Consider the following 21,406-nt stretch of genomic DNA (forward strand, 5'->3'; position numbering starts at 1 on the left):
ATCCGGACGTGGAGCCGGTGCACGACGCGGCTCAACGTCCGGCGAGGCAGGTCGACCCAGGGAACCGGACGTTGACCGGCGCTGCGGGGGTCAGGCGGTCCAGCCGGCCTCGTCGACGCCGCCGGGGACCGGGGCGGCGGGGTCGTAGGGCTGGCGGGTGAAGGTGAAGGTGGCCAGGTCCAGGTGGTCGCCGGCGATGCGCAGGGTCTCTCCGGCGTAGTAGCCGTCCAGCCCCACCCAGCCGCCGTCGGCCCGGCGGGCGAACCGGCTGGCCCGGCCGCCGCGGCCGGGGAGCGGGCCCAGGTGCAGCAGGCCGCCGCCCACCGCGCGCAACAGGTGCGGGGCGGGGCCCCAGAACCAGACGCCGAGGTCGCTCAGGGGCACCGGGGGCTCTGCCGGCGTCCAGGCGTCGACGACGCGCGGCTCGGCTGCCCGCAGGTCGGCCAGCAGCCCGGGCACCAGCGGGTCCAGGCCGCTGGTGGTGTTGGCGAGCATCAGCGCGCCGGCCTGCTCCTCGCGGTCGACGAACACCCCGGCCAGGAACCCGGGCATCGAGCCGCCGTGCCCGACGAGGGTGGCGCCGTCGACCCGGAGCACCTGCAGGCCCAGCCCGTAGGCGGACCATCCCGGCGCGGAGCTGTCGACGCCCGCCGGGACGGCCATCTCGGCCAGCGTGGATCCGGCGAGCACGTCGCCGGTGTCCCCGAGCAGGAACGCGGCGAACCGGCCCAGGTCGGTGAGCGTCGACCACAGCTGGCCGGCGGCGTCCATCACCCCGGCGTCGTGCTCGGGCTCGGGCAGCACCACGTCCGCCCACGGGTGGACGGCGGTGCCCCGGGCGGCCGCGCCGCTGGGCCGCGGCGTCGTGCGGGTCATCCCCAGGGGGGCGAGCACCTCGGCGGTGACGACGTCGGCCCACGGGGCGCCGCGGTGCCGGGCGACGAGCTCACCGAGCAGGCCGAAGCCCAGGTTGGAGTAGTGGAACCGGCGGGCGGCGCCCAGCACGACGTGCTCGGGGGCCAGGGCCAGGTCGGCCAGCGTGCCGCCGGGCACCCGCTCCCACCAGCCGCCGGGGCTCTCGCTGGAGGCGCCGGACAGGTGGCTCAGCAGCTGACCCACGGTGCGGTCGCCCAGCGGGGTGCCGGGGACGTGGGTGTCCAGCGGGTCGTCCAGGCCGAGGCGGCCCTCGTCGCGCAGCCGCATGACGGCGACCGCCGTGACGGTCTTGCTGATCGAGCCCAGCCGGTACTGCACGTCGGTCGGGTCACCGGGGACCTCCCCACGCCCGGCCGACCAGGCCAGCCCGCCGTCCCGGACGACGCCGGCGACCAGGCCGGGGGCGCGGCCGTCGCGCTGGACCCGGGCGGTGCGGGCCAGCAGGGTGCGCGCGGTGGTGGGTTCGACCATGCCCGGCAGGCTAGCCAGCCGCGGGGACCCGGGGGGCGTCCACCGGCAGCCGGCCGGTCTTCACGGCCCAGCGCTCGAACCAGACGGTCACGAACGGCGGGATCGAGGCGATGAGCGCGAGGGCCACGGTCCGCAGGTCCCAGCGCAGCACCCGCCAGGCCAGGAGGGTGACCAGGACGTAGACGACGAAGACCGCGCCGTGGATCGGGCCGGCGACCTGGACGCCGACCTCGGAGGTCTGCAGCACCCACTTCACGAACATGCCGGCCAGCAGCAACGCCCAGGTCACCGCCTCGGCCAGGGCGACGAAGCGGAAGACGCGGGCGACGGTGCGGGGTGCGGTCAGGGCGCTCACGTCACCCCCCAACGCCCCGGGGCCGCTCCGGGTCCCCGGGTGTGACCGACCTCCCGCCGGGGTGTCCCGGACAGCACGAGGCGCCGGACAGCACGAGGCCCCGGACAGCACGAAGCCCTGGACAGCACGACGCCCCGGACACCAGGCGGTGTCCGGGGCGTCGTGGTGCAGCGGGTGGGTCAGCCGGCGAGGCGACGCATGGCGGTGATGCTGCCCATGGTGTCGATGCTGGCGACCTTGACGACGTCGCCCGAGGTGGGCGCGTGCACCATCTGGCCGTTGCCGATGTAGATGCCGATGTGGCTGACCGGGCTGTAGAAGGCGATCAGGTCGCCGGGCTGCAGGTCGGCGCGGGAGACGGCCTGGCCCATCGAGGCCTGCATGCGGCTGGAGTGCGGCAGCGAGATGCCGGCCGCGGCGTAGGCGTACTGCACCAGACCCGAGCAGTCGAAGCTGTTCGGGCCGGAGGCGGCCCACACGTACGGGTCGCCGCGCTGGGCCATCGCCGTGTCGACGGCGATCTGGGCGGCAGCGCTGTTGGCGACCACGGTCGAGCCGCCGGACGCCTCCTCGGAGGCGGGCGCCGATCGGCTCGACGACGACGACGAGGAGGAAGACGACGCCGACGACGAGGAGCTGCTGGTGGCAGCCGGGGCGGCCGCTGCCGCGGCTGCGGCCGCCGCCTGGGCGGCCTGCTGCTCGGCGGCCGACAGCGCGGAGTACTGCGCCTGGTAGTCGGCGATCTGGCTGTTCAGCGCGGCCTGCTGGGCGGTGACGCTGTCCAGCTGGGCCTGCGCGTCGGCAGCGGTCTGCTCGGCGGTCTGCTGCGCGGCGGCGGCGGAGTCGTTGGCGGACTGGGCGGCGTCGAGCACCTCGGTGCTGTGCGCGGAGAGCTGGTCCAGCGTGGTCATCTGGTCGACGAAGTCACCGGCGGATCCGCTGGTCAGCATCGCCTGCAGCGAGCTGAGCTGGTTGCCGCCGGTGTAGGCGGTGCGGGCCACCGAGGTGACCGACTGCTGGGCCCCGGAGTAGGCCTGCTGCGCGGCGGCGGCGTCGGTGGCGGCCTGCGCGGCGGCGGCCTGGTCGGCGGCCAGTTCCTCGCGGGCGGTGTTGAAGTCCTCGGTGACGACCTCGAGCTCGTGGCCCTTGGCGGCGATGAGCTGGGCGGCCTCGGCGGCGGTGGTGGGCTCGCTCGCCGGGGCGGACTCGGTGGTGGCCGGCGCGTCGGGGGCGGCCAGCGCCGGCGTGGAGGTCAGGACGACCCCGGCGGCGGCGAAGAGGGTGATCGCTGCGCGACGTCCGCGGAGGGCGGGACGGCGCGCGGGCATGCTCGAACTCGCCATGTGAGGCGGGTGGTCCTTTCTTCCAACGAGCCGCCTACCGGGTTAGCTGACGGATTCGGACGGGAAGGTCGCCCGGCACGTCCGACCCTGGGTGGGTCGGGAGTGCTTCACCCCAGTGCTGCGGTGGGTCCCCGGTCCGCTGCTCCTCGGTGCCCGACCCGGGGGTCGGACGGTGTTCCGGTGTGGTGCGCGAGGGGCGTGCGGTTCGGCGGCGTCCGGTCGGTGTCACCCAGGGAGGGCGACGGATGAATCCGTCCGGACTGGCCGACCGTAGGTCGGTCACGTAGTCATGACAACCGGCGGGGGTGCTTTTGTGGACATCTTCATGCGCGTCGTGTGGACACGCTCACAACGGGTGAGGAGCTGACTGCGTGCGGGGACTGGCACGCCGCGAGTTCTGCCTGGTCCTGCTACGCCGGATGAGCGACCTCCGACCCGACCTGGTGGCCGACGCGCTCCCCCGAGTGGAGGCCACCCGGGCCCAGGCGCACGCCGCGCACACCCGGTGGCAGGCCCTCCAGCACGCACCGGGCGGACCCCGCGGCGGCGCGGCGTTCACCGCCGTCCTCGGCCCCCCGGAGGAGGAGACCGCCAGCGCCTGGGGCGACCTGCCCCTGCTCGTCCGGCGGTGGCCGCTGCCGCTGTGGCCGCAGTTGCGCTGGGAGGTCGTCGCGGGCCCCGACGGTCAGGTGCTGCGCACCCAGCTGGTCCGGGCGCCCGGCTCGACGGTGCCGCCGGCCACGGTGGACGACCTGCGCGTCTGGGAACACGTCGTGGACGACGTCGGCGCCGTCGAGGGCGCCACCGTCGTCGACGCCGAGGTGCCCACCCGGGACGAGCTGCACCTGCCACGCGGCGTCCGCACCCGGTTCGTGTGGGGCCTGCTGCAGGACGTCCAGCGGGCAGGATGACCGGCGTGCCGACGCTCTCCCCGACCACGTGGTCCGACCCCCGGGTCCAGGCCCTCTCCGACGCCCAGCAGGCAGAGCTGCGGGACCGCTACGACGGGCGAGGGGAGTCCGGCACCCCACCGACCGCCGAGGACGTCGCCGTGGTCCTGCTGCTGACCGAGGAGGACGGGACCCCGGTCGGCTGCGGCGCGCTGCGGCCGCTGGAGCCCGGCGTCGCCGAGCTCAAGCGGATGTACGTGGCACCTCCAGCACGCGGGCGTGGGCTGTCCCGGCTGGTGCTCACCGGCCTCGAGGACGTCGCCCGCGAGCGCGGCTGGGGCACGCTCCGCCTGGAGACGGGGCCGCTGCAGCACGAGGCGATCGCGCTGTACGAGCGGTCCGGGTACCGCCCGATCGAGGCCTTCGGCCACTACCGGGACGAGCCCGACGAGTGGTCCCGCTACTACGAGAAGGAGCTGGCGTGACCCTTCCGCCCGGGACCAGCAGCAGGTACGACGTCGTCGTGGTCGGGGGCGGGCACAACGGCCTGGTCGCCGCGGCCTACCTGGCCCGGGCCGGACGCTCGGTGCTGGTCCTGGAGCGGCGGGCCGGCCTGGGCGGCGCGGCGGTCAGCGAGCGGGTGTTCCCCGGCGTCGACGTCCGGCTGTCGGCGTACTCCTACCTGGTCAGCCTCCTGCCCGACCGGATCTGCGCCGACCTGGGCCTGGACCTGGCCCTCGCCGACCGCGCGGTCAGCTCCGCCACGCTGCTGGGCGGTCGGGCCCTGGTGGTCGAGCGGGACCCCGGCCGCGCGACGGCGGAGTCCTTCCGCGCGCTGACCGGCTCGGACGCCGAGTGGGACGGCTGGCAGCGCTTCTACGGCCGGCTGGCCGAGCTCGCCGAGGACCTCTCCCCCACCCTGGTCGAGCCGCTGCCCAGCGCGGCGCAGCTGGAGGCCCGGCTGCGCGACCCGGGGCTCTACCGGGACCTGGTCGAGCGGCCGCTGGCCGACGTCGTCGCCGACCACCTGGACCACGACGTCACCCGCGGCATCGCGCTCACCGACGGGCTGATCGGCACGTTCGCCGACGTGCACGCCGCCGACGGCCTCGCCGGCCGCTGCTTCCTGTACCACCTGGTCGGCAACGGCACGGGCCTGTGGCGGGTGCCGGTCGGTGGGATGGGCGCGGTCAGCGGGGCGATGGCGGACTCGGCCCGGCGGGCCGGCGCCGAGCTGGTCACCCGGGCCACCGTCACCGCCGTCGAGACCCGGGACGACGGGGCCACCGTGCACTGGACCGACGACGACGGGACGGCGCACGCCGCGGACGCCGGGCACGTCGTCGCCGGGTGCGCGCCCGCCGTGCTCGACGAGCTCACCGGCGCGACGGCCGGCCCCCGGCCCGTCGGTGCCCAACTCAAGATCAACATGGTGCTCACCCGGTTGCCCCGGACGCTCTCGGGCCTGGACCCGGCGGTGGCGTTCGGCGGCACCTGCCACGTCGACGAGGCGGCGTCCCAGATCGACGCGGCGTACGCCAGGGCCGCGACCGGGGCACTGCCCGACGTCGTCCCGTTCGAGGTGTACTGCCACTCGCTGACCGACCCGGGCATCGTGGGCGACACCGGGCTGCACACGCTGACCGTGTTCGGCCTGCACACCCCCGCCGACCTGTTCCGCGCCGACCCCGTCGGCACCCGGGAGGAGGCGGTGCGCCGGGTCGTCGCGCAGCTGGACGCCCAGCTCGACGAGCCGCTGGCGGACTGCCTGGCCCGCGACGCCGACGGCCGGCCCTGCCTGCAGGCCGCCTCCCCGCTGGACGTCGAGGCCTCCCTCGCCATGCCGGGCGGGCACATCTTCCACGGCGACCTGGCCTGGCCGGTCGGCACCGACGCCCAGCCGGCCGGCACCTGGGGCGCGGCGACCGCCCACCCCCGGGTGGTCGCGGCCTCCAGCGGCGGCACCGTCCGGGGCGGCGCGGTCAGCGGCCTGGGCGGGTACGCGGCGGCGCGGCACCTGTTAGACACCTGACGTGGAGACGACGGGCGCAGTGCTGCGCGGTGCCGGTGACCAGTACGAGCTCGTGACCCTGGAGGTCGGCGACCCCGGCCCGGGCGAGGTGCTGGTCGAGATGGCCTACGCGGGGCTCTGCCACTCCGACGAGCACCTGCGGCACTCCAACCCCGGCGGGCGCTACCCGGTCGTCGGCGGCCACGAGGGGTCCGGCGTCGTGCTCGCCGTGGGCCCGGGCGTGCGCCGCGTCGCCCCCGGGGACCACGTCGTCGCCAGCTTCCTGCCGGCCTGCGGGGTGTGCCGGTGGTGCGCGTCGGGCCGGTCCAACCTGTGCGACCTGGGCGCCACCATCGCCACCGGGCAGCTGCCCACCGGCACCTGGCCCTTCCGGCTGGACGGCGAGCCGCTGGGCGGGTTCTGCATGGTGGGCGCGTTCGCCCGCCACTCGCTGCTGTCCGAGGCCTCGGTCATCCGGCTGGACCCCTGGGTCGCCCTGGACACCGCCGCGCTGATGGCCTGCAGCGTGCCCACCGGCTGGGGCTCGGCGGTCTACGCCGGCGGCACCCGGCCCGGGGACACCGTCGTCGTCGTGGGCTGCGGCGGGGTCGGGGTCAACGCCGTCCAGGGCGCGGTGCACGCCGGCGCCTCGCACGTCATCGCCGTCGACCCGGTCGCCTTCCGGCGTGACTTCGCACGGTCCGTCGGGGCCACGCACGCCGTCGAGGACACCGGGGCCGCGGCCGCGCTGGCCCGGGAGCTCACCCGGGGCAACGGCGCGGACGTCGTCGTCCTCGCCGTGGGCGCCACCGACGCCGACACCACCCGCGCCGCCGCCCGCTGCCTGGGCAAGGGCGCCACCCTGGTGCTCACCGCGCTGGCCGACATCGGCTCCGACGTCACCGTCGCGCTGCAGGGCAACGGGCTCACCGTCTTCGAGCACCGGGTGCAGGGCGCGCTGTTCGGCAGCTGCAACGCCCACCGCGACGTCCCGATGCTGCTGCGCCTGGCCGCCGAGGGGAAGCTCGAGCTCGACCGGCTGGTGACCCGCCGGTACTCCCTGGACCAGCTCACCCAGGGCTTCGCCGACCAGGCCGCCGGCGAGACCATCCGCGGCCTCCTGGTCCACGCCGACTGACCCCGCCCCCTGCGGCAGAGGAAGCTCTACACCCCCTCCTGACGCGGATGGAGGGTGTAGAGCTTCCTTTGCCGCAGGGCGGCGTCAGCCCTTCACGCCGCCCTCGTTGGCGCCGGCGACGAAGTAGCGCTGGAAGACGAAGAACACGACCGCCACCGGGATGGTCATCAGCAGCGCCGCGCCCAGGGTGAGCGGGAACTGGTTGCCCGAGCCCAGCTGGCCGGTGGTGAGCGTCGCGACGCCCTTGGTCAGCGTGTAGAGGTCGCGGTCCTGGGACGCCACGATGAAGTGCGGCAGCTCGTTCCAGGACGCCTGGAAGCTCAGGATCGTCAGGGTGATGAGGGCCGGGCGGGCCATCGGCAGCACGACGGACCAGAACACCCGGAAGGTGCCGGCGCCGTCGATCCGGGCGGCCTCCTCGATCGAGGCCGGGACCGACTCGAAGAACTGCTTCATGATGAAGATGCCGGCGGCGTCGGCGACCAGGGGCAGGAACAGCGCCACCGGGGTGTCGTAGATGCCGAGCTGGTTGAGCACCAGGAACTTCGGGATCAGCAGCACGACGCTGGGCACGGCCATCACGGCCAGGATCGCGGTGAACACCGCCGACCGGCCGCGGAACCGCAGCCGGGCCAGTGCGTAGCCGGCGAGGGAGTCCAGGAACACCCGCAGGCCGGTGACCAGCACCGACACCCACACGGAGTTGAACGCCCACAGGGTGAAGTCGGTCTCCAGCAGCCGGCTGAAGGCCGCCGTCGTCACCGGGTCGGGCAGCAGCGTCAGCGGGGAGTTCGTGGCGTCGCTGTTGGTCTTGAACGACGTCACGATCTGGATCAGGAACGGGTACAGGTAGACGATGGAGAAGAAGACCAGGACGACGTAGGCCAGGAACCGGCCCACCTGGCGCAGCGGCCGCCCCCCGGACCGGCGGGGCGCCGGCGCCGGGGTCTCGACGGGGGCTTCGAGCGTGGTGGTCACGGCTGCCTCACTGACCGGCGTGGAAGAAGGTGGTCTTCGACGGCGACCGGCGGGCGACGGCGCGGGCCGCCTTCTTCTCCGCGATCGCGTCCTTGTCGCGCATGACGAAGCGCTGCACCGAGGTCAGCACGATGATGATCGCGAAGAGCACGAACGACATCGCCGCGGCCCGGCCCCACTGCCCGGTCTCGAACGCCGAGGTGTAGCTCAGGTACGCCGGGGTGAGCGTGGTCTTGGCCGGGTTGCCCTGGCTGATCAGGTACACCTGGTCGAACACCTGCCAGGTGCCGATCAGGCCCAGCGTGATCACCAGGAACAGCGTCGGCTTGAGTGCAGGCAGGGTGACGGCCCGGAAGCGCTGCCAGGGGTTCGCGCCGTCCATGACGGCGGCCTCCTGCACGTCCTTGGGCACGTCCTGCAGCGCGGCCAGGAACATCAGCATGTAGCCACCGGCCGACGTCCAGACGACCAGGACGATCAGCGCGGCCAGCGCGATGGAGGGCCCGGACAGCCAGTCCCACCAGGACAGGCCCAGCGGACCGCCGTCGGTGAGGGCCGCGGGCGGGTTGCCGGCGTCCCACAGGCCGACGCCGTCACCGAGCAGGTGCACCAGGCCGCGGCTGTCGCTGAACCAGTTGGGGCCGTCGATGCCGACCAGCCCGAGCAGGCCGTTGACGGCACCACCGCCGGTGAACAGGAAGATGAAGACCAGGCTGATCGCGACCGAGCTGGTCACGGTGGGGAAGTAGAACGCCGTCCGGAAGAAGCTCTTGGCCCGGATCCGGCTGTTGAGGACGACGGCCAGGCCGAGCGCGATGGCGGTCTGCAGCGGGACGACCAGCAGCACGTACCAGCCGTTGTTGCGCAGCGCGGTCATGAAGTCCTGCCGGGGCAGGCCGGGCTCGGTGAGGATCGTGGCGTAGTTGTCCAGGCCGACGAACCCGACGGCCGAGGAGAACGGTGACCCACGCCCGCGCCAGTCGGTGAGGCTGACCCAGAAGGCCATCAGGATCGGGACCAGCACGAAGAGGCCGATGAGCACCAGACCGGGGCCGGTGAAGGCCCAGGCAGCACGGCCCTGCCCGGCCCGGGACGAGCCCCGGGACCGGGTGAGACGTGGCGCGACGACGCCGCCCGGCCCCCGCGCCGGGGCGTTGCCGAGGCCCCCCGCGGGAGCCGGGACGGCGGTCATCCGCCGATCGCCTGCTCGAGGTTGGTCTGGGTGGACTCCAGGACCGCCTGCGGGTCGCCGGTGGCCAGGCCGCTGAGCTGGCTGTCGAAGTCGATCAGCACCTGCTCGACGCCGGGGGCGCTGACCGGGCCCTGGGCGTACTCGGCGCCGTCGATGTAGGCCTGCCGCTCGGGGAACTGCTCGAGGTAGGCGTCGGCCAGCGACTGGCGGGAGGGCAGCACGCCGGTGTCCTGGGTCTGTGCGGTCATCGCGTCCGGGCTGGTGAGGAAGGTGGCCAGGTCGACGGCGGCGTCCTGCGCGTCGCTGTCCGCGGCCACGCCGAGGCACTGGGTGAAGGACAGCGTGCCCGGGCCGGCCGGGCCCTCGGGCAGCGGGACGACGGTGTAGCCGACGTCGGGGTAGTCCGCGGCCATGGCGCCGACCAGCCAGTTGCCCTCGATGGTCATCGCGGCCTTCCCGGTGCCGAAGGCCTCGCCGCCCCAGCCCGCGTCGACGGCGCCGGGGTAGGCGAAGGAGCCGGCGGCCAGGTTGGACTGGACGTACTCCAGCGCCTCGAGGTTCTCCGGGCTGTCGGTGGTGACCTCGGTGCCGTCCTCGTCGACGAACCAGCCGCCGGCCTGGGTCATGAACGCCCCGACCCGGTCACGGGTGTCGCCGATGACCAGTCCGGTCTGCCCGCCGGTGGTCAGCGTCTGGGCGACCGTGGACAGCTCCTCCCAGGTGGTCGGGTGGTCGGCCTCGGTGAGGCCGGCGGCCGCCCAGGAGGCGTCGTTGATCTCCAGCGCCAGGGTGGAGAAGTCCTTGGGCGCGCAGTAGACCTCGTCCTGGTAGGTGAAGGTGTCCACCAGGTTCGGGTAGAAGTCGTCCAGGTCGTCGATCTGGTCGCCGTAGGGGAACAGGTTCCCGGCGTCGGCCTGGTCGGCGAGGCGGGTGGCGTCGAGGTAGAAGACGTCCGGCGGGTTGCCACCGGCAAAGCCTTGGGCCAGCTCCTGCTGCAGGTCCGCGGCCACCTGCACGTCCACGGTGTTGCCGGACTCCTGCTCGTAGGCGTCGACCTGGGCCTGCACGGCCTGGGTCTCGGCGTCACCGGAGCTGGCGATGAGCATGGTGAGCGAGGCGCTGCCCGACTCCTGCTGCTCGGCGGTGTCGTCGAAGCCACCGCCACCACAGGCGGCGGCCAGGGACAGCGTGGCGACGGCGACGAGCGCCTGCGCGGACCGGCGGATGGGGTGTCTCACTCGGGGTTCCTCCTCTGCGGGCGACCGCGGCGTCGGTGCCGGCGGTCGGGTGGTGCGGGTGCGGGGCGGTTCAGGGGGACGGCGGGAAGGGCAGGCTGGTCGCTGCCGCCGCGGGGTCGGCGCCCCGGTCGGAGGACGCCCGGACCACCAGGCGCGGGGGCAGCAGCACCGGCTGGTCGACGGCCGGCGACCCGGGCGGGCCGGGGTCCAGCTGGCCGCGCAGCAGGTCGATGCAGGCCGCGGCCGCCGCGACGACGGGCTGGGCCACCGAGGTGAGACCGAGGGCCGCGGCCACCGGGCTGTCGTCGAAGCCCACGACGGCGACATCGCTGCCGGGCCGGCGGCCCAGCTCGCGCACCGCACCGAGGGCGCCGAGGGCCAGCGAGTCGCTGGCGCAGACCAGGGCGGTGACCCCGCGGGCGGCGACGAGCCCCAGCGCGGTGGCCTGGGCGACGGCGAGGTCGTCGGGCAGCCCGGCCTCCAGGCCGGCGACGGGCAGGCCGGCCGAGGACATGGCGTCCACCCAGCCGGCCCGCCGGTCGTCGCCGGTGCCCGAGCCCGCGGGCCAGCCGAGCCAGGCGATCCGGGTGTGGCCCTGGGCCAGCAGGTGCTCGACGGCGGCACGGGTGCCGGCGGCGCCGTCGACGTCGACCCAGCTGCGGCCGTCCGGGTCGTCCCAGGGCCGGCCGAAGCTGGCCACCGGCAGCCGGCGGCGGCGCAGCCAGGCGGTGCGGGGGTCGCCGTGGGAGGTGCCGGTGAGCACGAAGGCGTCGACGGCGAAGGAGGCGACGAGCTCGTCGTAGGCGCCCACCTCGGCCTCGGCGTCGTCGGCGGTGAAGAGGACCAGGCGTTGACCGGACTCCTCGGCGCTGCGGGTCAGCGCGTGCAGGAACTGGTCGAGCACGCTGCCGCCGAAGGCCTCGCGGACCGGTTCGATGCGCATGGCGATGAGCTGGGAGCGGTGGCTGCGCATCTGCTGGGCTGCCCGCAGCGGGCGGTACCCGACCTCGTCGATGACGGCCTGGACCCGCTCGAGGGTGGCGCCGCTGACCAGGTGCGGGGCGTTGAGCACGTTGCTCACGGTCTGCTTGGAGACCTGGGCCAGGGCCGCGACGCTGGCCAGGGTGGGGCGGTCGGTGCCGTCGTCCTGCACGTCGCCCTCCTCCGGTGCGGACCGGCCCAGGATTGGACCGATCAAGGTGATGGCAGGCACACTGCGCCGGGTCAACGTGCCTGTCAAGTCGCCACCCTGGGCACGGGACGACCGTGGATCCGGCCCGGGATCGTCCGTGGTTGGACCGTTCCAACCCGGTGGCAGCACCGGCACCACCGATGAGAGAGGGTCGACCCGTGACGCCGACCGAGACGACCGACCGCACCCCGACCCCCGCCCCCGACGCCTCGGCGGCCGGTCTGCAGCCCCTGGTCCACGAGCTCGACGTCTGCCTGCTCGCCCCGGTGACGGTGCTCGGCGGCCGGGACGGCGCGGTCCGCGGCCGGGGCGCCGAGGGCGTGTTCTGCGGCGACGTCCGGGCGCTGTCGGTGGTCGGGGTGACCGTTGCCGGGCGGCGTCCCGACGGCATCGGCGGGGGCAGCACCGGCCCCGGGACCAGCACGCACGTGGCCGTCGTCCGCGGTCTGGGCGACCCCGGCCCGGACCCCACCGTCCGCCTGGAGACCGTCCGCCGGCTCGCTGCCGACGGGCTCACCGAGACCCTGCGGCTGGTCTCCACCGCGGCGGAGCCGGTGGCCGCCGAGGTGGTGCTGACCCTGGGCACCGACCTGGCCACCGTCGAGGAGGTCAAGAGCGGGCACCTGCGCCCGCTGCTGCCCCCGGGCGAGGACGGCTGGTCCGGCCGCGGCGTCACCGTGGTGGTGCCCGGCCTGCAGGCCGGCGGCGACGTGGGCCGGCTGACCTGGTCGGTCGTCGTCCCCCCGCGGGAGGCCGTGGAGCTGACCTGGACGGTCACCGTGACCGACCCCGGCGGCGTCACCGCCGCCCCCCGCACGCCGCGCAGCTGGTCCACCCCGCGGGTCACCGCCGACGACTCCCGGCTGGCGGTGCTGGTGGCGCAGTCCCTCGAGGACCTGGCCGGGCTGCGGATGGCCACCACCACCGACCCCGACGACGTCTTCGCCGCCGCCGGCGCCCCCTGGTACCTCACCCTGTTCGGCCGCGACAGCCTGTGGACGGCACGGCTGCTCCTGCCGCTGGGCACCGACCTGGCCGCCGGCACGCTGCGCACGCTGGCCGCCCGGCAGGGCACCCGCCGGGACGACGCGACCGGGGAGGAGCCGGGCAAGATCCTGCACGAGATCCGGCGCCCGCCCGTCGCCGAGGGGGGCACCACCCCGTTCCTGCCCCCGGTCTACTTCGGCACCGTGGACGCCACCCCGCTGTGGGTCTGCCTGCTGCACGACGCCTGGCGCTGGGGCCTGGACCCCGCCGTCGTCACCGAGCTGCTGGACCCGCTGGAGCGCGCGCTGGGGTGGCTGGCCACCGACGGCGACCCGGACGGCGACGGGTTCCTGGAGTACCTGGACCGCTCGGGCGCGGGACTGGCCAACCAGGGCTGGAAGGACAGCGCGGACTCGGTGCGCTTCGTGGACGGCACCGTCGCCGACGGGCCGATCGCGCTGTGCGAGGCGCAGGGCTACGCCCACGAGGCAGCGCTGGCCGGGGCCGCCCTGCTGGAGGCGTTCGGACGACCCGGCGCCGAGCGCTGGCGGACCTGGGCCGCCGAGCTGGCCGAGCGGTTCCGCGGCGCCTTCTGGGTCGCCGACGACGAGGGCCGCTACCCCGCCATCGCGCTGGACGGCAGCAAGACCGCCGTCGACGCCCCCACGTCCAACATCGCCCACCTGCTGGGCACCGGCCTGCTCACCGCTGCCGAGTCCGCCGAGGTGGCCGCCCGGGTCGGGTCCCCGGCGATGGACTCCGGGTTCGGACTGCGCACCATGGCGACCACGGCCGGTGGCTACGGCCCGCTGACCTACCACTGCGGCTCGGTGTGGCCGCACGACACCGCGATCGCGCTGACCGGCCTGGCGCGGGAGGGCCACGACGCCGTCGCCGGCTCCCTGGCCCGCGGGGTGCTGGCGGCCGGGGAGTCCTTCGACTGGCGGCTGCCCGAGCTGTTCTCCGGGGACGGGTCCGACGTCGTCCGGCGGGCGCTGGCCTACCCGGCGTCCTGCCGGCCGCAGGCCTGGTCGGCGGCCGCCGCCGTGGCCGTGCTGACCGCGGTGCTGGGCCTGCGCCCCGACGTCCCGGCCGGGCGGCTCGTCGTCCGTCCGCTGCGTCCGGCGCCGTTGGGCGCCGTGCGGGTGGAGGGCCTGCGGGTCGGGGCGGACGACGTCACCGTGGCGGTGTCGGCGGACGGCTCGGTCGAGGTGACCGGCTTCTCCGGCGAGGTCGTCACCGGCTGACCCGCCTCGCCGGGCGCGCCGCCCCGCGGGGTGGTGGAGTGGAGGGGATGACCGACCGCCCGTCCTGGCACGCCCGCTGGCGGTCGGAGTCCCGGTTCCTGATGCGCTCGGTGCGCCGCGGCCTGCAGGGCCGCGACCTGTCGCTCATCGCGGCCGGGCTGACGTTCTACGCGGGCATCTCGGTGGTCCCGCTGCTGCTGCTGGCGATGGCGCTGACCTCGCTGCTCGCCGGTGCCGGCTGGGTCCGCGACCAGCTGGACACCCTGGGCGGTGTGCTGCCCTCGCAGCTGGGTGCACCGGACGCGCTGGCCCGGCTGGCCGAGGCCGGCACCACGATGACGCTGCTGGGCGGGCTGCTGGCACTGCTGCCGATGACCTTCTACGGCGAGGGTCTGCGCCGGGCCCTGCTGCGCTTCACCGACGAGCGGGACACCTACACCGGCTGGCGCGGACGGTTGGCCGTCGTCCCGCTGCTGCTGGTGTCGCCCTTCCTGCTGTACCCGGTGCTGCTGGTGGTCCCGGTGCTGGCCGACCTGCAGGCCGAGGGCGGGTTCTGGGCCGGGCTGGGCGGGGTGGCGCTGGGGTTCTACTCGGTGCTCTTCGCGCTGGTCGGGCCGCTGGTCTGGGGTTTCCGGTTCGTCGCGGCCGGCATGCTGCGCTGGCAGGCGGTCCTGGTCGGGGCGTTCTTCACCGCGGCGTCCCTGGCCGGGTTCCTGCAGGGCTTCGTGCTCTTCCTGCGGCTGCCGCTGTCGATCGGGGCGCCGTTCGGCGGGCTCGACGTCGTCGGCGGCGTCGTCGCCCTGGGGCTCTGGCTGTTCCTGCTGCACCTGGTGGTGATCGCCGGCTGGCTGCTCACCCAGGCCCTGGACGAGCGCCTCGCCCTGGCCCGCGCGCAGCGGGCCTGAACGACACCGGGGCTCAGTTCGTCGGCGGCACCGGGACGGGCACGGCCGGCGGTGGCGCCGGTGCGGGTTCCGGCGCGGGGGCCGGACCCGGCGCAGGGGCGGGCGCCGGGGCCGGTGCGGGAGCAGGGGGCCGGTAGTCGGCCCCGTTGCTGACCAGGATCGTCACGACCTGGCCGACGACGGCACGACCCCCGGCCGGCGGGCTGGTGCCCAGCAGCGTGCCCGACGGTGTGCTGCCCTCGCTACGCACCACCTGGGGCACGAAGCCGGCCCCCGACAGCGCCGACTGGCAGGCACCCACCGACCGGCAGCCGGGCACCGGCCTGGTGTTGCCGTTCATCACCGCGGGGTCGGCGGGCGGGAAGTCGCTGCTCCCCCGCACCTCCAGGACCGGCGCCATCGCCGCGCGCCAGATGGTGGCCGGCTTGTTGCCGCCGAACCCGCCGACGTCCTCGTTCTGCTTGGGGTTGAGCACCATCACGCTGGCGGTGATCTCGGGGGTGTAGCCGACGAACGCCGCGGAGAAGTTGTCCTGCGACGTCCCGGTCTTGCCGGCGATCTGGTGCCCGGGGATCCAGGCGCGGGAACCGGTCTGCCCCGGGTTCCCCGGTTCGACGTCACGGCGCAGGATCTGGTTCATCGTGGTGGCGACGCCCGACGGGATCGCCTCCGGCGTGCACTGGTCGCCCGTCACCAGGGGCTGCCCGTCCTCGCCGAGCAGCGGCTGGCCGTTGCGGTCCAGCACCGCGGTGACCGGCGTGACCAGGCAGCGGGTGCCGCTGGCGGCGAAGGTCGAGTAGGCGCTGGCCAGCCCCAGCGGGCTGGTCTCCTCGGCACCGAAGGTGAACGAGCCGCGGTTCTCGTCGATGACCTGCTGGGCCAACCCGGGGCGGCTGAACTGGAACAGCCCGGCCGCCTCGGCCATGCGCACCGGCTCCTCGACGCTGCCCAGGGCGTCCTCCAGGGCCAGGAAGTAGGTGTTGGAGGACTGGTAGAGCGCCGTCGACAGGTCCAGCGTCCGGCCGTACCGCCCGGCGTTGCGGACGTCGTAGGGCTCGCTGCCGTCCCGGTAGACCCGCGAGACGTAGGGGTCCGACGTCGTCAGCGTGTAGTAGGCGGAGTACTGCCGGGCCAGCGCGGCGGCGGCGGTGAAGACCTTGTAGGTCGAGCCGGAGCCCTGGCTGGCCGCGACGTTGAGGTTGTAGGACTCCTGCGCCGGGTCGTTGACGTCGTAGCCGAACACCCGGTTCACGCTCATCGCCAGCAGGTGCCCGGTGCCCGGCTGGACGGCGGTGAACATGCCGGCCAGCGAGTCGCCCATGGGCAGCGTCTCCAGCACCGCGGCGTCCCCGGCACGCTGCAGCTCGGGGTCCAGCGTGGTCTGGATGGTGAGGCCGCCGTGCTCGAGCTGCTGCTGGGTGATCCCCAGGGTCTGGGTCAGGTAGCGCTGCACGAAGTCGCAGACGAAGGGCCCGACGCTGGCCTGCACGCACCCCCGCGGCGGGGCCGGGCCCAGGACCAGGCCCAGCGGGGAGGCCTGCGCGGCGGCGGCCTCCTCGGCGGTGACCATGCCCTGGTCGCGCATCCGGTCCAGCACCTGGTCGCGCCGGACGGTGGCGGCGTCGGGGGCGATGGTCGGGTCGTCGCTGGTGGGGCTCTGCGCGAGACCGGCCAGCATCGCCGCCTGGGGCAGGGTCAGCGCGGCCGCGTCGACGGAGAAGTAGGTGCGGGCGGCGGCCTGCACGCCGTAGCTGTTCTGCCCGAAGTACACGATGTTCAGGTAGCGGGTGAGGATCTCGTCCTTGGAGTAGGTCTCCTCCAGGGCGAGGGCCAGCCGGGCCTCCCGGAGCTTGCGGGCCAGCGTCTGCTCGGTGGCTGCCGCGGCCTCCTCGGGGGTGTCCGCGGTCTGCAGCAGGGTCTGCTTGACCAGCTGCTGGGTGAGCGTCGAACCGCCCTCCTCGACCTCGCCGGAGGCCAGGTTGCGGGCCAAGGCGCGCAGCGTGCCCTGCACGTCCAGGCCGTTGTGGCCGTAGAAGCGGGCGTCCTCGATGGCCACCATGGCCTGCTTCATGACCTCGCCGATGGCCTCGGCGGCGACCGGGGCCCGGTTCTCGTCGTAGAAGCCGGTGATGGGCTCGCCGTTCGCGGCCACCATCACCGTGTTGCCGGCGAGCGTGGCGTCGGTCAGCTCGACGGGCAACGCGTCCAGCAGCGAGGCGGAGTCCTGCGCGACCAGCGCCGACCCACCGACCAACGGGAACAGCCCGGCAGCGACGAGCACCCCGGAGACGACGAGGGCCACCACGAGCTTCGCCAGGGTGCCCAGCTTGCGGGCCACGCGCATGGGGCCTCCGTGCCCTCGACCACTGCTGACGTCCAGTCGATCAGAGAACACCCCGATCCACAACTGCCGTCACCCGGCCGTGACCTGCACCGACGACCGGACCGGGTCCGATCGCCGGTGCGGGGTCAGTCGGCCTCGTCGATCAGCCGGTCCCGCTGGGCGTCGACGTCGTAGTCGGCGGCCGGGAACCGCGGGGCCAGGTCGGTCATCGTCTCCAGCAGGAGGCGGCCGATGGCCCAGTTGCGGTACCACTTCCGGTCACTGGGGACGACGTACCAGGGGTTGGCCTCGGTGCTGGTGCGCTCGATCGCCGCCTCGTAGGCCTGCTCGTACTCCGGCCACAGCGCGCGCTCGTCGATGTCGCCGGGGTTGAACTTCCAGCGCTTGGTGGAGTCGTCCAGGCGGGCCAGCAGGCGCTGCTTCTGCTCCCAGCGGGAGATGTGCAGCATGCACTTGACCACCGTGACACCGGAGGCGGCCAGCTGGTCCTCGAACCGGACGATCTCCTTGTACCGGCGCTCGACGACCGCCGGGGTGGCCAGCGACCGGACCCGGCCGATCAGCACGTCCTCGTAGTGCGAGCGGTCGAAGACACCGACCATGCCCGGCGCCGGGACCGCGCGGCGCACCCGCCAGAGGAAGCCGTGCCGCAGCTCCTCCGGGGTGGGCTTCTTGAAGCTGGTGATCGACACGCCCTGCGGGTTCACCGCACCGACGACGTGCTCGATGACGCCGCCCTTGCCGCTGGTGTCCATGCCCTGCAGCACCAGCAGCACCCGGCGGCTCCCACCGCTGACGCCCTCGGCGTAGAGGCGCTCCTGCAGCGCCGCCAGCTCGGCGCCGTCGGCGGCCATCTGCTCCTTGGTCGCGTCCTTGTCCCCGGGCGCGTGCGGCTTGCCGCGCGGGTCGATGTCGGCCAGGGCCACGGGGGCGGACGGCGCACGCAGCGCGTCACGGAGGGAGTCGGCCATGGCCGGAGCCTAGTTTCCGCGGCCCGACCGTCGTCGAGTGCGGAGTGGGACCGGTCGTCGGGCCGCCGTGACCGGCCTGGCTCCGCACTCGACGGGCGGCTGCCTCAGGCGAGCAGCTCGGGCAGGTCGCCGCGGTGCAGCACCACCAGGCTGCTCACCGCGCGGGTCAGCGCCACGTAGAGGCGGTGCAGGCCACGGGGCTCGGCGGCGACGATCGCAGCCGGGTCGACGACGACGACGTGGTCGAACTCCAGGCCCTTCACCAGCGTCGCCGGCACGACGACCACCCGGCCCGGCTCGTCGCCGTCGTCGACCAGTGCGCCGACCTCGAGCCCCTCGGTCCGCAGAGCCGCGACCAGCTCAGGCACCGCGGCGTCGGCGCAGACCACCCCGACCGAGCCCTCCCCGACCTGTGCCACGACCCCGGCCACCGGCCCGGTCATCGACGTGACCGACCGCAGCTGCAGGGACCCGGGCTCGGAGCGGACCGCGGTGGCCGGCGCGAGCCCGGGCACCAGCGTCGGCAGCAGCCGGTTGGCGAACTCCAGCACCTCCGCGGGCACCCGGTAGCCACGGGTCAGCGGCCGGACGGCGGTGTCCGGGCGGCCCAGCGCGGTCAGCGTCTGCGTCCAGTCGGCCACCGACCACGGGCTGGTGGCCTGGGCCAGGTCGCCGAGCACGGTCAGCGAGCCGGCGGCCAGCCGTCGGGCGACCACCCGGCACTGCATGGGGGACAGGTCCTGCGCCTCGTCGACGACGACGTGCCCGTAGCCCGGCGTCCGCTCCAGCAGACCGGCGACCTCGTCGACGAGCACCGCGTCGGCCGGTGTCCAGCGGGTGGCCCGCACCGACCGGGCCGCCGGGCGCTGCAGCAGCACCTGCTCCTCCTCGCTCAGCAGACCGCGGGCGGCGCGGGCCAGCGCGGCCGGGTCGGTGAGCAGCTCGGCGACCACGGCCGCCGGGTCCAGGGCCGGCCAGTGCGCCTCGCAGAACGCCCGGGCCTCGGCCGACCGGGCGCAGGCCCGCGTCTCGGCATCGGTGGGGCTGCCGCCGGCCTCCTCCTTCTGCCGGCGGGCGTCCTCGGCCAGGGTCATGGCCAGCCGCTCCCGGCCGGCGCCGTAGCTGACCTCGGCCCGGCGCAGGTCGTCCACCAGGCGCTTGAGCCGCTCGACCGGGACCCGGTACCGCCGTCCCGACAGCGGGACCTGGACGGAGTCGACCGGCTTGACCACCCGGCGCCACACCGCCCGGTGCAGGACGTCGGCCAGCCGCGGGTCGCCCTTGAGGACGGCGACCGCGGGCTCGTCCTGCGCCCGCACCGGCACCCGGTCGGTCAGCGTGCCCACCGTGGCCTGGTCGACCTCCACCTCGCCCAGGGCGGGCAGCACCTGCTCGATGTAGCGCAGGAACGCCCGGTTGGGCCCGACGACGAGGACGCCGGTGCGGGCCAGCTGCTCGCCGTGCGTGTACAGCAGGTAGGCCGCGCGGTGCAGCCCGACGGCGGTCTTGCCGGTGCCCGGGGCGCCCTGCACGCAGACCGACTCGGACAGCGGGGCGCGGACGATGTCGTCCTGGTCGGGCTGGATGGTGGCCACGATGTCGCGCATCGGGCCCGACCGCGGCCGCTCGATCTCCTGCCGCAGCACGTCCGACGGGCCGTCGTCGACGGTCAGCGACTCGTCCTCGTAGGAGGTCAGCCGGCCGTCGGCGAAGCCGAACCGCCGGCGGCGGGTCAGGCCCTGCGGGTCCGCGGCGCTGGCCTGGTAGAACGGCCGGCTCATCGGCGCCCGCCAGTCGATGACCACGGGGTCCCCGGCGGCGTCCCGGACGTGCCGCCGACCGACGTGGAAGGTCTCCGCCGGGGTGTCGGTGCGGCCGAAGAACGGGGGTGCGTCCGGGTCGGCGGCCAGGGAGCGCAGCCGCTCCGCCCGGGCCGCGCCGAGCCGCTCCGAGGCCCAGGCGTCGACACCGGCGTCGGCGGTGGCGGCGGTGGCCACGTGCATCCGGGCCAGGCAGGTGGCGGCGTGCTCCAGGTGGGCGCGCTCGGCCTGGAGCACGGGGTCGGCGGTCTCGCTGGCGGGGTGGGGAGACACGGTCGGAGGACGTTACGCCCGGACCTGCCCCGGATCCAGCGGTTTCCCCGACGTCGCCCGCGGGGCACCACCGGGGGCATGACCGTCCCCACCACCATGCTCGCCGGCCGCCTCGACGTCGGCACCCACGAGTTCGCCGTCGTCGAGGTGCCCACGCCCACCGCCGGGCCCGGCGAGGTGCTGGTCCGGGTGCGTGCCGCCGGCGTGTGCCTGTCCGACGTGCACCTGGTCGAGGGCGAGCTGCGCCCGCTCCTCCTGGCCGGCGACACCGTGACCCTGGGCCACGAGGTCGCCGGCACCGTGGCGGTGCTGGGCGAGGGCGTGACCGGCTGGGTGCCGGAGCAGCGGGTGCTGCTGCAGGCCGGCGAGGACCGCGGCGGCGTCGTCTTCACCCGGGGCGTGGACTACGACGGCGGCTGGGCGCAGTACGCCGTCGCCCGGGCCGACACCCTGGTCGCCGTCCCCGACGACCTGCCGCTGGAGCAGGCCTGCATCGTGCCCGACGCCGTCTCCACCCCGTGGGCGGCGGTCACCGCCACCGCGGGGGTGCGCCCGGCGCAGCCGGTCGGGGTGTGGGGCGTCGGCGGACTCGGGGCGCACGGCGTGCAACTGCTCCGGCTGGTCGGCGCGGCGCCGATCGTCGCCGTCGACCCGGTGCCCGAGGCGCGGGAGCGGGCACTGGCCTTCGGCGCCGACGTCGCCCTGGACCCCGCCGACGACGACCTGGTCGCGCAGGTCCGGGCGGCCACCGGCGGGGTCGGGCTGGCGCACGCCTTCGACTTCGCCGGGGTCGCCGCCGTCCGGGAGCAGGCGGTGGCGTGCCTGGGCGTGGGCGGCGCGCTGACCCTCGTCGGGCTGACCAAGCAGCCGCTGACCCTGCGCGACGGCACCGCGTTCAGCTACTTCGGCCAGCGGGTGCAGGGCCACTACGGGTCCCGGCCCGAGCACGTCCAGGAGCTGGTCGACCTGGTCCGGCACCACCGCGTCGACTTCGCCCGGTCGGTGTCGGAGACGCTGCCGCTCACCGACGCGGCGGACGCGATCGAGCGGCTGACGCACAAGACCGGCAACCCGATCCGGATCGTCCTGCAGCCGTGACCGCCGCCGATGTGTGA

At 74.9% G+C, this 21,406-nt stretch carries 17 protein-coding genes and 1 riboswitch; of the genes, 7 read left to right on the forward strand and 10 right to left on the reverse strand.

Going from position 1 to position 21,406, the window contains the following annotated elements; translation table 11 throughout:
• Positions 1-90: 90 nt before the first annotated feature.
• The 3 genes from ASG41_RS21755 to ASG41_RS21765 form a co-directional block, all read right to left on the reverse strand.
• The gene (locus tag ASG41_RS21755) at positions 91-1,407 is read right to left on the reverse strand and encodes a serine hydrolase (RefSeq protein ID WP_056300609.1); all 1,317 of its coding nucleotides are present in this window, start codon (positions 1,405-1,407) and stop codon (positions 91-93) included.
• Between the two features lie 10 nt (positions 1,408-1,417).
• Positions 1,418-1,762: a DUF3817 domain-containing protein gene (locus ASG41_RS21760; protein ID WP_056300611.1), complete on the reverse strand. Its 345-nt coding sequence runs from the start codon at positions 1,760-1,762 to the stop codon at positions 1,418-1,420.
• Positions 1,763-1,941: 179 nt separating this feature from the next.
• Entirely contained in the window at positions 1,942-3,105 is a 1,164-nt protein-coding gene (locus ASG41_RS21765; protein ID WP_056300614.1) for a C40 family peptidase, read from the reverse strand.
• A gap of 15 nt (positions 3,106-3,120) precedes the next feature.
• Positions 3,121-3,267: riboswitch (cyclic di-AMP (ydaO/yuaA leader) on the reverse strand.
• Between the two features lie 209 nt (positions 3,268-3,476).
• Here ASG41_RS21765 and ASG41_RS21770 point away from each other — a divergent pair.
• The 4 genes from ASG41_RS21770 to ASG41_RS21785 are packed head-to-tail and all read left to right on the forward strand — an operon-like array spanning position 3,477 to position 7,144.
• A complete protein-coding gene (locus ASG41_RS21770; protein WP_056300620.1) occupies positions 3,477-4,016 on the forward strand; it encodes a hypothetical protein in 540 nt (179 codons plus the stop codon).
• Entirely contained in the window at positions 4,013-4,480 is a 468-nt protein-coding gene (locus tag ASG41_RS21775; RefSeq protein WP_056300623.1) for a GNAT family N-acetyltransferase, read from the forward strand. Before ASG41_RS21770 ends, ASG41_RS21775 begins: the two co-directional genes overlap by 4 nt.
• On the forward strand, positions 4,477-6,027 hold the full coding sequence (locus ASG41_RS21780) for an NAD(P)/FAD-dependent oxidoreductase (RefSeq protein WP_056300627.1): 1,551 nt from the start codon (positions 4,477-4,479) through the stop codon (positions 6,025-6,027). The genes ASG41_RS21775 and ASG41_RS21780 overlap by 4 nt, the downstream gene beginning before the upstream one ends.
• Before the next feature lies 1 nt (position 6,028).
• Entirely contained in the window at positions 6,029-7,144 is a 1,116-nt protein-coding gene (locus ASG41_RS21785; RefSeq protein ID WP_056300628.1) for an NDMA-dependent alcohol dehydrogenase, read from the forward strand.
• A gap of 84 nt (positions 7,145-7,228) precedes the next feature.
• Here the strand turns inward: ASG41_RS21785 and ASG41_RS21790 are convergent, their stop codons facing one another.
• The 4 genes from ASG41_RS21790 to ASG41_RS21805 all read right to left on the reverse strand — a co-directional run bounded on the left by ASG41_RS21790 (position 7,229) and on the right by ASG41_RS21805 (position 11,705).
• On the reverse strand, positions 7,229-8,122 hold the full coding sequence (locus ASG41_RS21790; RefSeq protein ID WP_056300631.1) for a carbohydrate ABC transporter permease: 894 nt from the start codon (positions 8,120-8,122) through the stop codon (positions 7,229-7,231).
• Between the two features lie 7 nt (positions 8,123-8,129).
• Positions 8,130-9,314 carry a carbohydrate ABC transporter permease gene (locus tag ASG41_RS21795; RefSeq protein ID WP_082557221.1) on the reverse strand — a complete coding sequence of 395 codons (1,185 nt, stop codon included), beginning with the start codon at positions 9,312-9,314 and terminating at the stop codon, positions 8,130-8,132.
• Positions 9,311-10,552 (reverse strand): extracellular solute-binding protein, encoded by a 1,242-nt coding sequence (locus tag ASG41_RS21800; RefSeq protein ID WP_056300633.1) that lies wholly within the window; start codon positions 10,550-10,552, stop codon positions 9,311-9,313. The genes ASG41_RS21795 and ASG41_RS21800 overlap by 4 nt, the downstream gene beginning before the upstream one ends.
• A 70-nt stretch (positions 10,553-10,622) precedes the next feature.
• The gene (locus ASG41_RS21805) at positions 10,623-11,705 is read right to left on the reverse strand and encodes a LacI family DNA-binding transcriptional regulator (RefSeq protein ID WP_056300637.1); all 1,083 of its coding nucleotides are present in this window, start codon (positions 11,703-11,705) and stop codon (positions 10,623-10,625) included.
• Between the two features lie 197 nt (positions 11,706-11,902).
• Here ASG41_RS21805 and ASG41_RS21810 point away from each other — a divergent pair, with 197 nt between their 5' ends.
• Entirely contained in the window at positions 11,903-13,978 is a 2,076-nt protein-coding gene (locus ASG41_RS21810; RefSeq protein ID WP_200939177.1) for a glycogen debranching N-terminal domain-containing protein, read from the forward strand.
• A gap of 47 nt (positions 13,979-14,025) precedes the next feature.
• Entirely contained in the window at positions 14,026-14,883 is an 858-nt protein-coding gene (locus ASG41_RS21815) for a YhjD/YihY/BrkB family envelope integrity protein (protein WP_082557223.1), read from the forward strand.
• A 13-nt stretch (positions 14,884-14,896) separates the two neighbouring features.
• Here the strand turns inward: ASG41_RS21815 and ASG41_RS21820 are convergent, their stop codons facing one another.
• The 3 genes from ASG41_RS21820 to ASG41_RS21830 form a co-directional block, all read right to left on the reverse strand.
• Positions 14,897-17,227 (reverse strand): transglycosylase domain-containing protein, encoded by a 2,331-nt coding sequence (locus ASG41_RS21820; RefSeq protein WP_056300639.1) that lies wholly within the window; start codon positions 17,225-17,227, stop codon positions 14,897-14,899.
• A gap of 125 nt (positions 17,228-17,352) precedes the next feature.
• Entirely contained in the window at positions 17,353-18,198 is an 846-nt protein-coding gene (locus ASG41_RS21825; RefSeq protein ID WP_056300642.1) for a PPK2 family polyphosphate kinase, read from the reverse strand.
• A 104-nt stretch (positions 18,199-18,302) separates the two neighbouring features.
• A complete protein-coding gene (locus ASG41_RS21830; RefSeq protein WP_056300656.1) occupies positions 18,303-20,291 on the reverse strand; it encodes an AAA family ATPase in 1,989 nt (662 codons plus the stop codon).
• A gap of 78 nt (positions 20,292-20,369) precedes the next feature.
• Here ASG41_RS21830 and ASG41_RS21835 point away from each other — a divergent pair, with 78 nt between their 5' ends.
• The gene (locus ASG41_RS21835) at positions 20,370-21,389 is read left to right on the forward strand and encodes a zinc-binding dehydrogenase (RefSeq protein WP_200939178.1); all 1,020 of its coding nucleotides are present in this window, start codon (positions 20,370-20,372) and stop codon (positions 21,387-21,389) included.
• Positions 21,390-21,406 lie beyond the last annotated feature (17 nt).

Origin of the sequence: Modestobacter sp. Leaf380 (genome assembly GCF_001424485.1) — a bacterium.
In the GTDB taxonomy this organism is placed as follows: Bacteria; Actinomycetota; Actinomycetes; order Mycobacteriales; family Geodermatophilaceae; genus Klenkia.

Coding starts and splice junctions, on each gene's coding strand:
- ASG41_RS21755 (WP_056300609.1), bottom strand. CDS start 1,407: ATGGTCGAACCCACCACCGCGCGCACCCTGCTGGCCCGCACCGCCCGG.
- ASG41_RS21765 (WP_056300614.1), bottom strand. CDS start 3,105: ATGGCGAGTTCGAGCATGCCCGCGCGCCGTCCCGCCCTCCGCGGACGT.
- ASG41_RS21775 (WP_056300623.1), top strand. CDS start 4,013: ATGACCGGCGTGCCGACGCTCTCCCCGACCACGTGGTCCGACCCCCGG.
- ASG41_RS21795 (WP_082557221.1), bottom strand. CDS start 9,314: ATGACCGCCGTCCCGGCTCCCGCGGGGGGCCTCGGCAACGCCCCGGCG.
- ASG41_RS21815 (WP_082557223.1), top strand. CDS start 14,026: ATGACCGACCGCCCGTCCTGGCACGCCCGCTGGCGGTCGGAGTCCCGG.
- ASG41_RS21820 (WP_056300639.1), bottom strand. CDS start 17,227: ATGCGCGTGGCCCGCAAGCTGGGCACCCTGGCGAAGCTCGTGGTGGCC.
- ASG41_RS21825 (WP_056300642.1), bottom strand. CDS start 18,198: ATGGCCGACTCCCTCCGTGACGCGCTGCGTGCGCCGTCCGCCCCCGTG.
- ASG41_RS21835 (WP_200939178.1), top strand. CDS start 20,370: ATGACCGTCCCCACCACCATGCTCGCCGGCCGCCTCGACGTCGGCACC.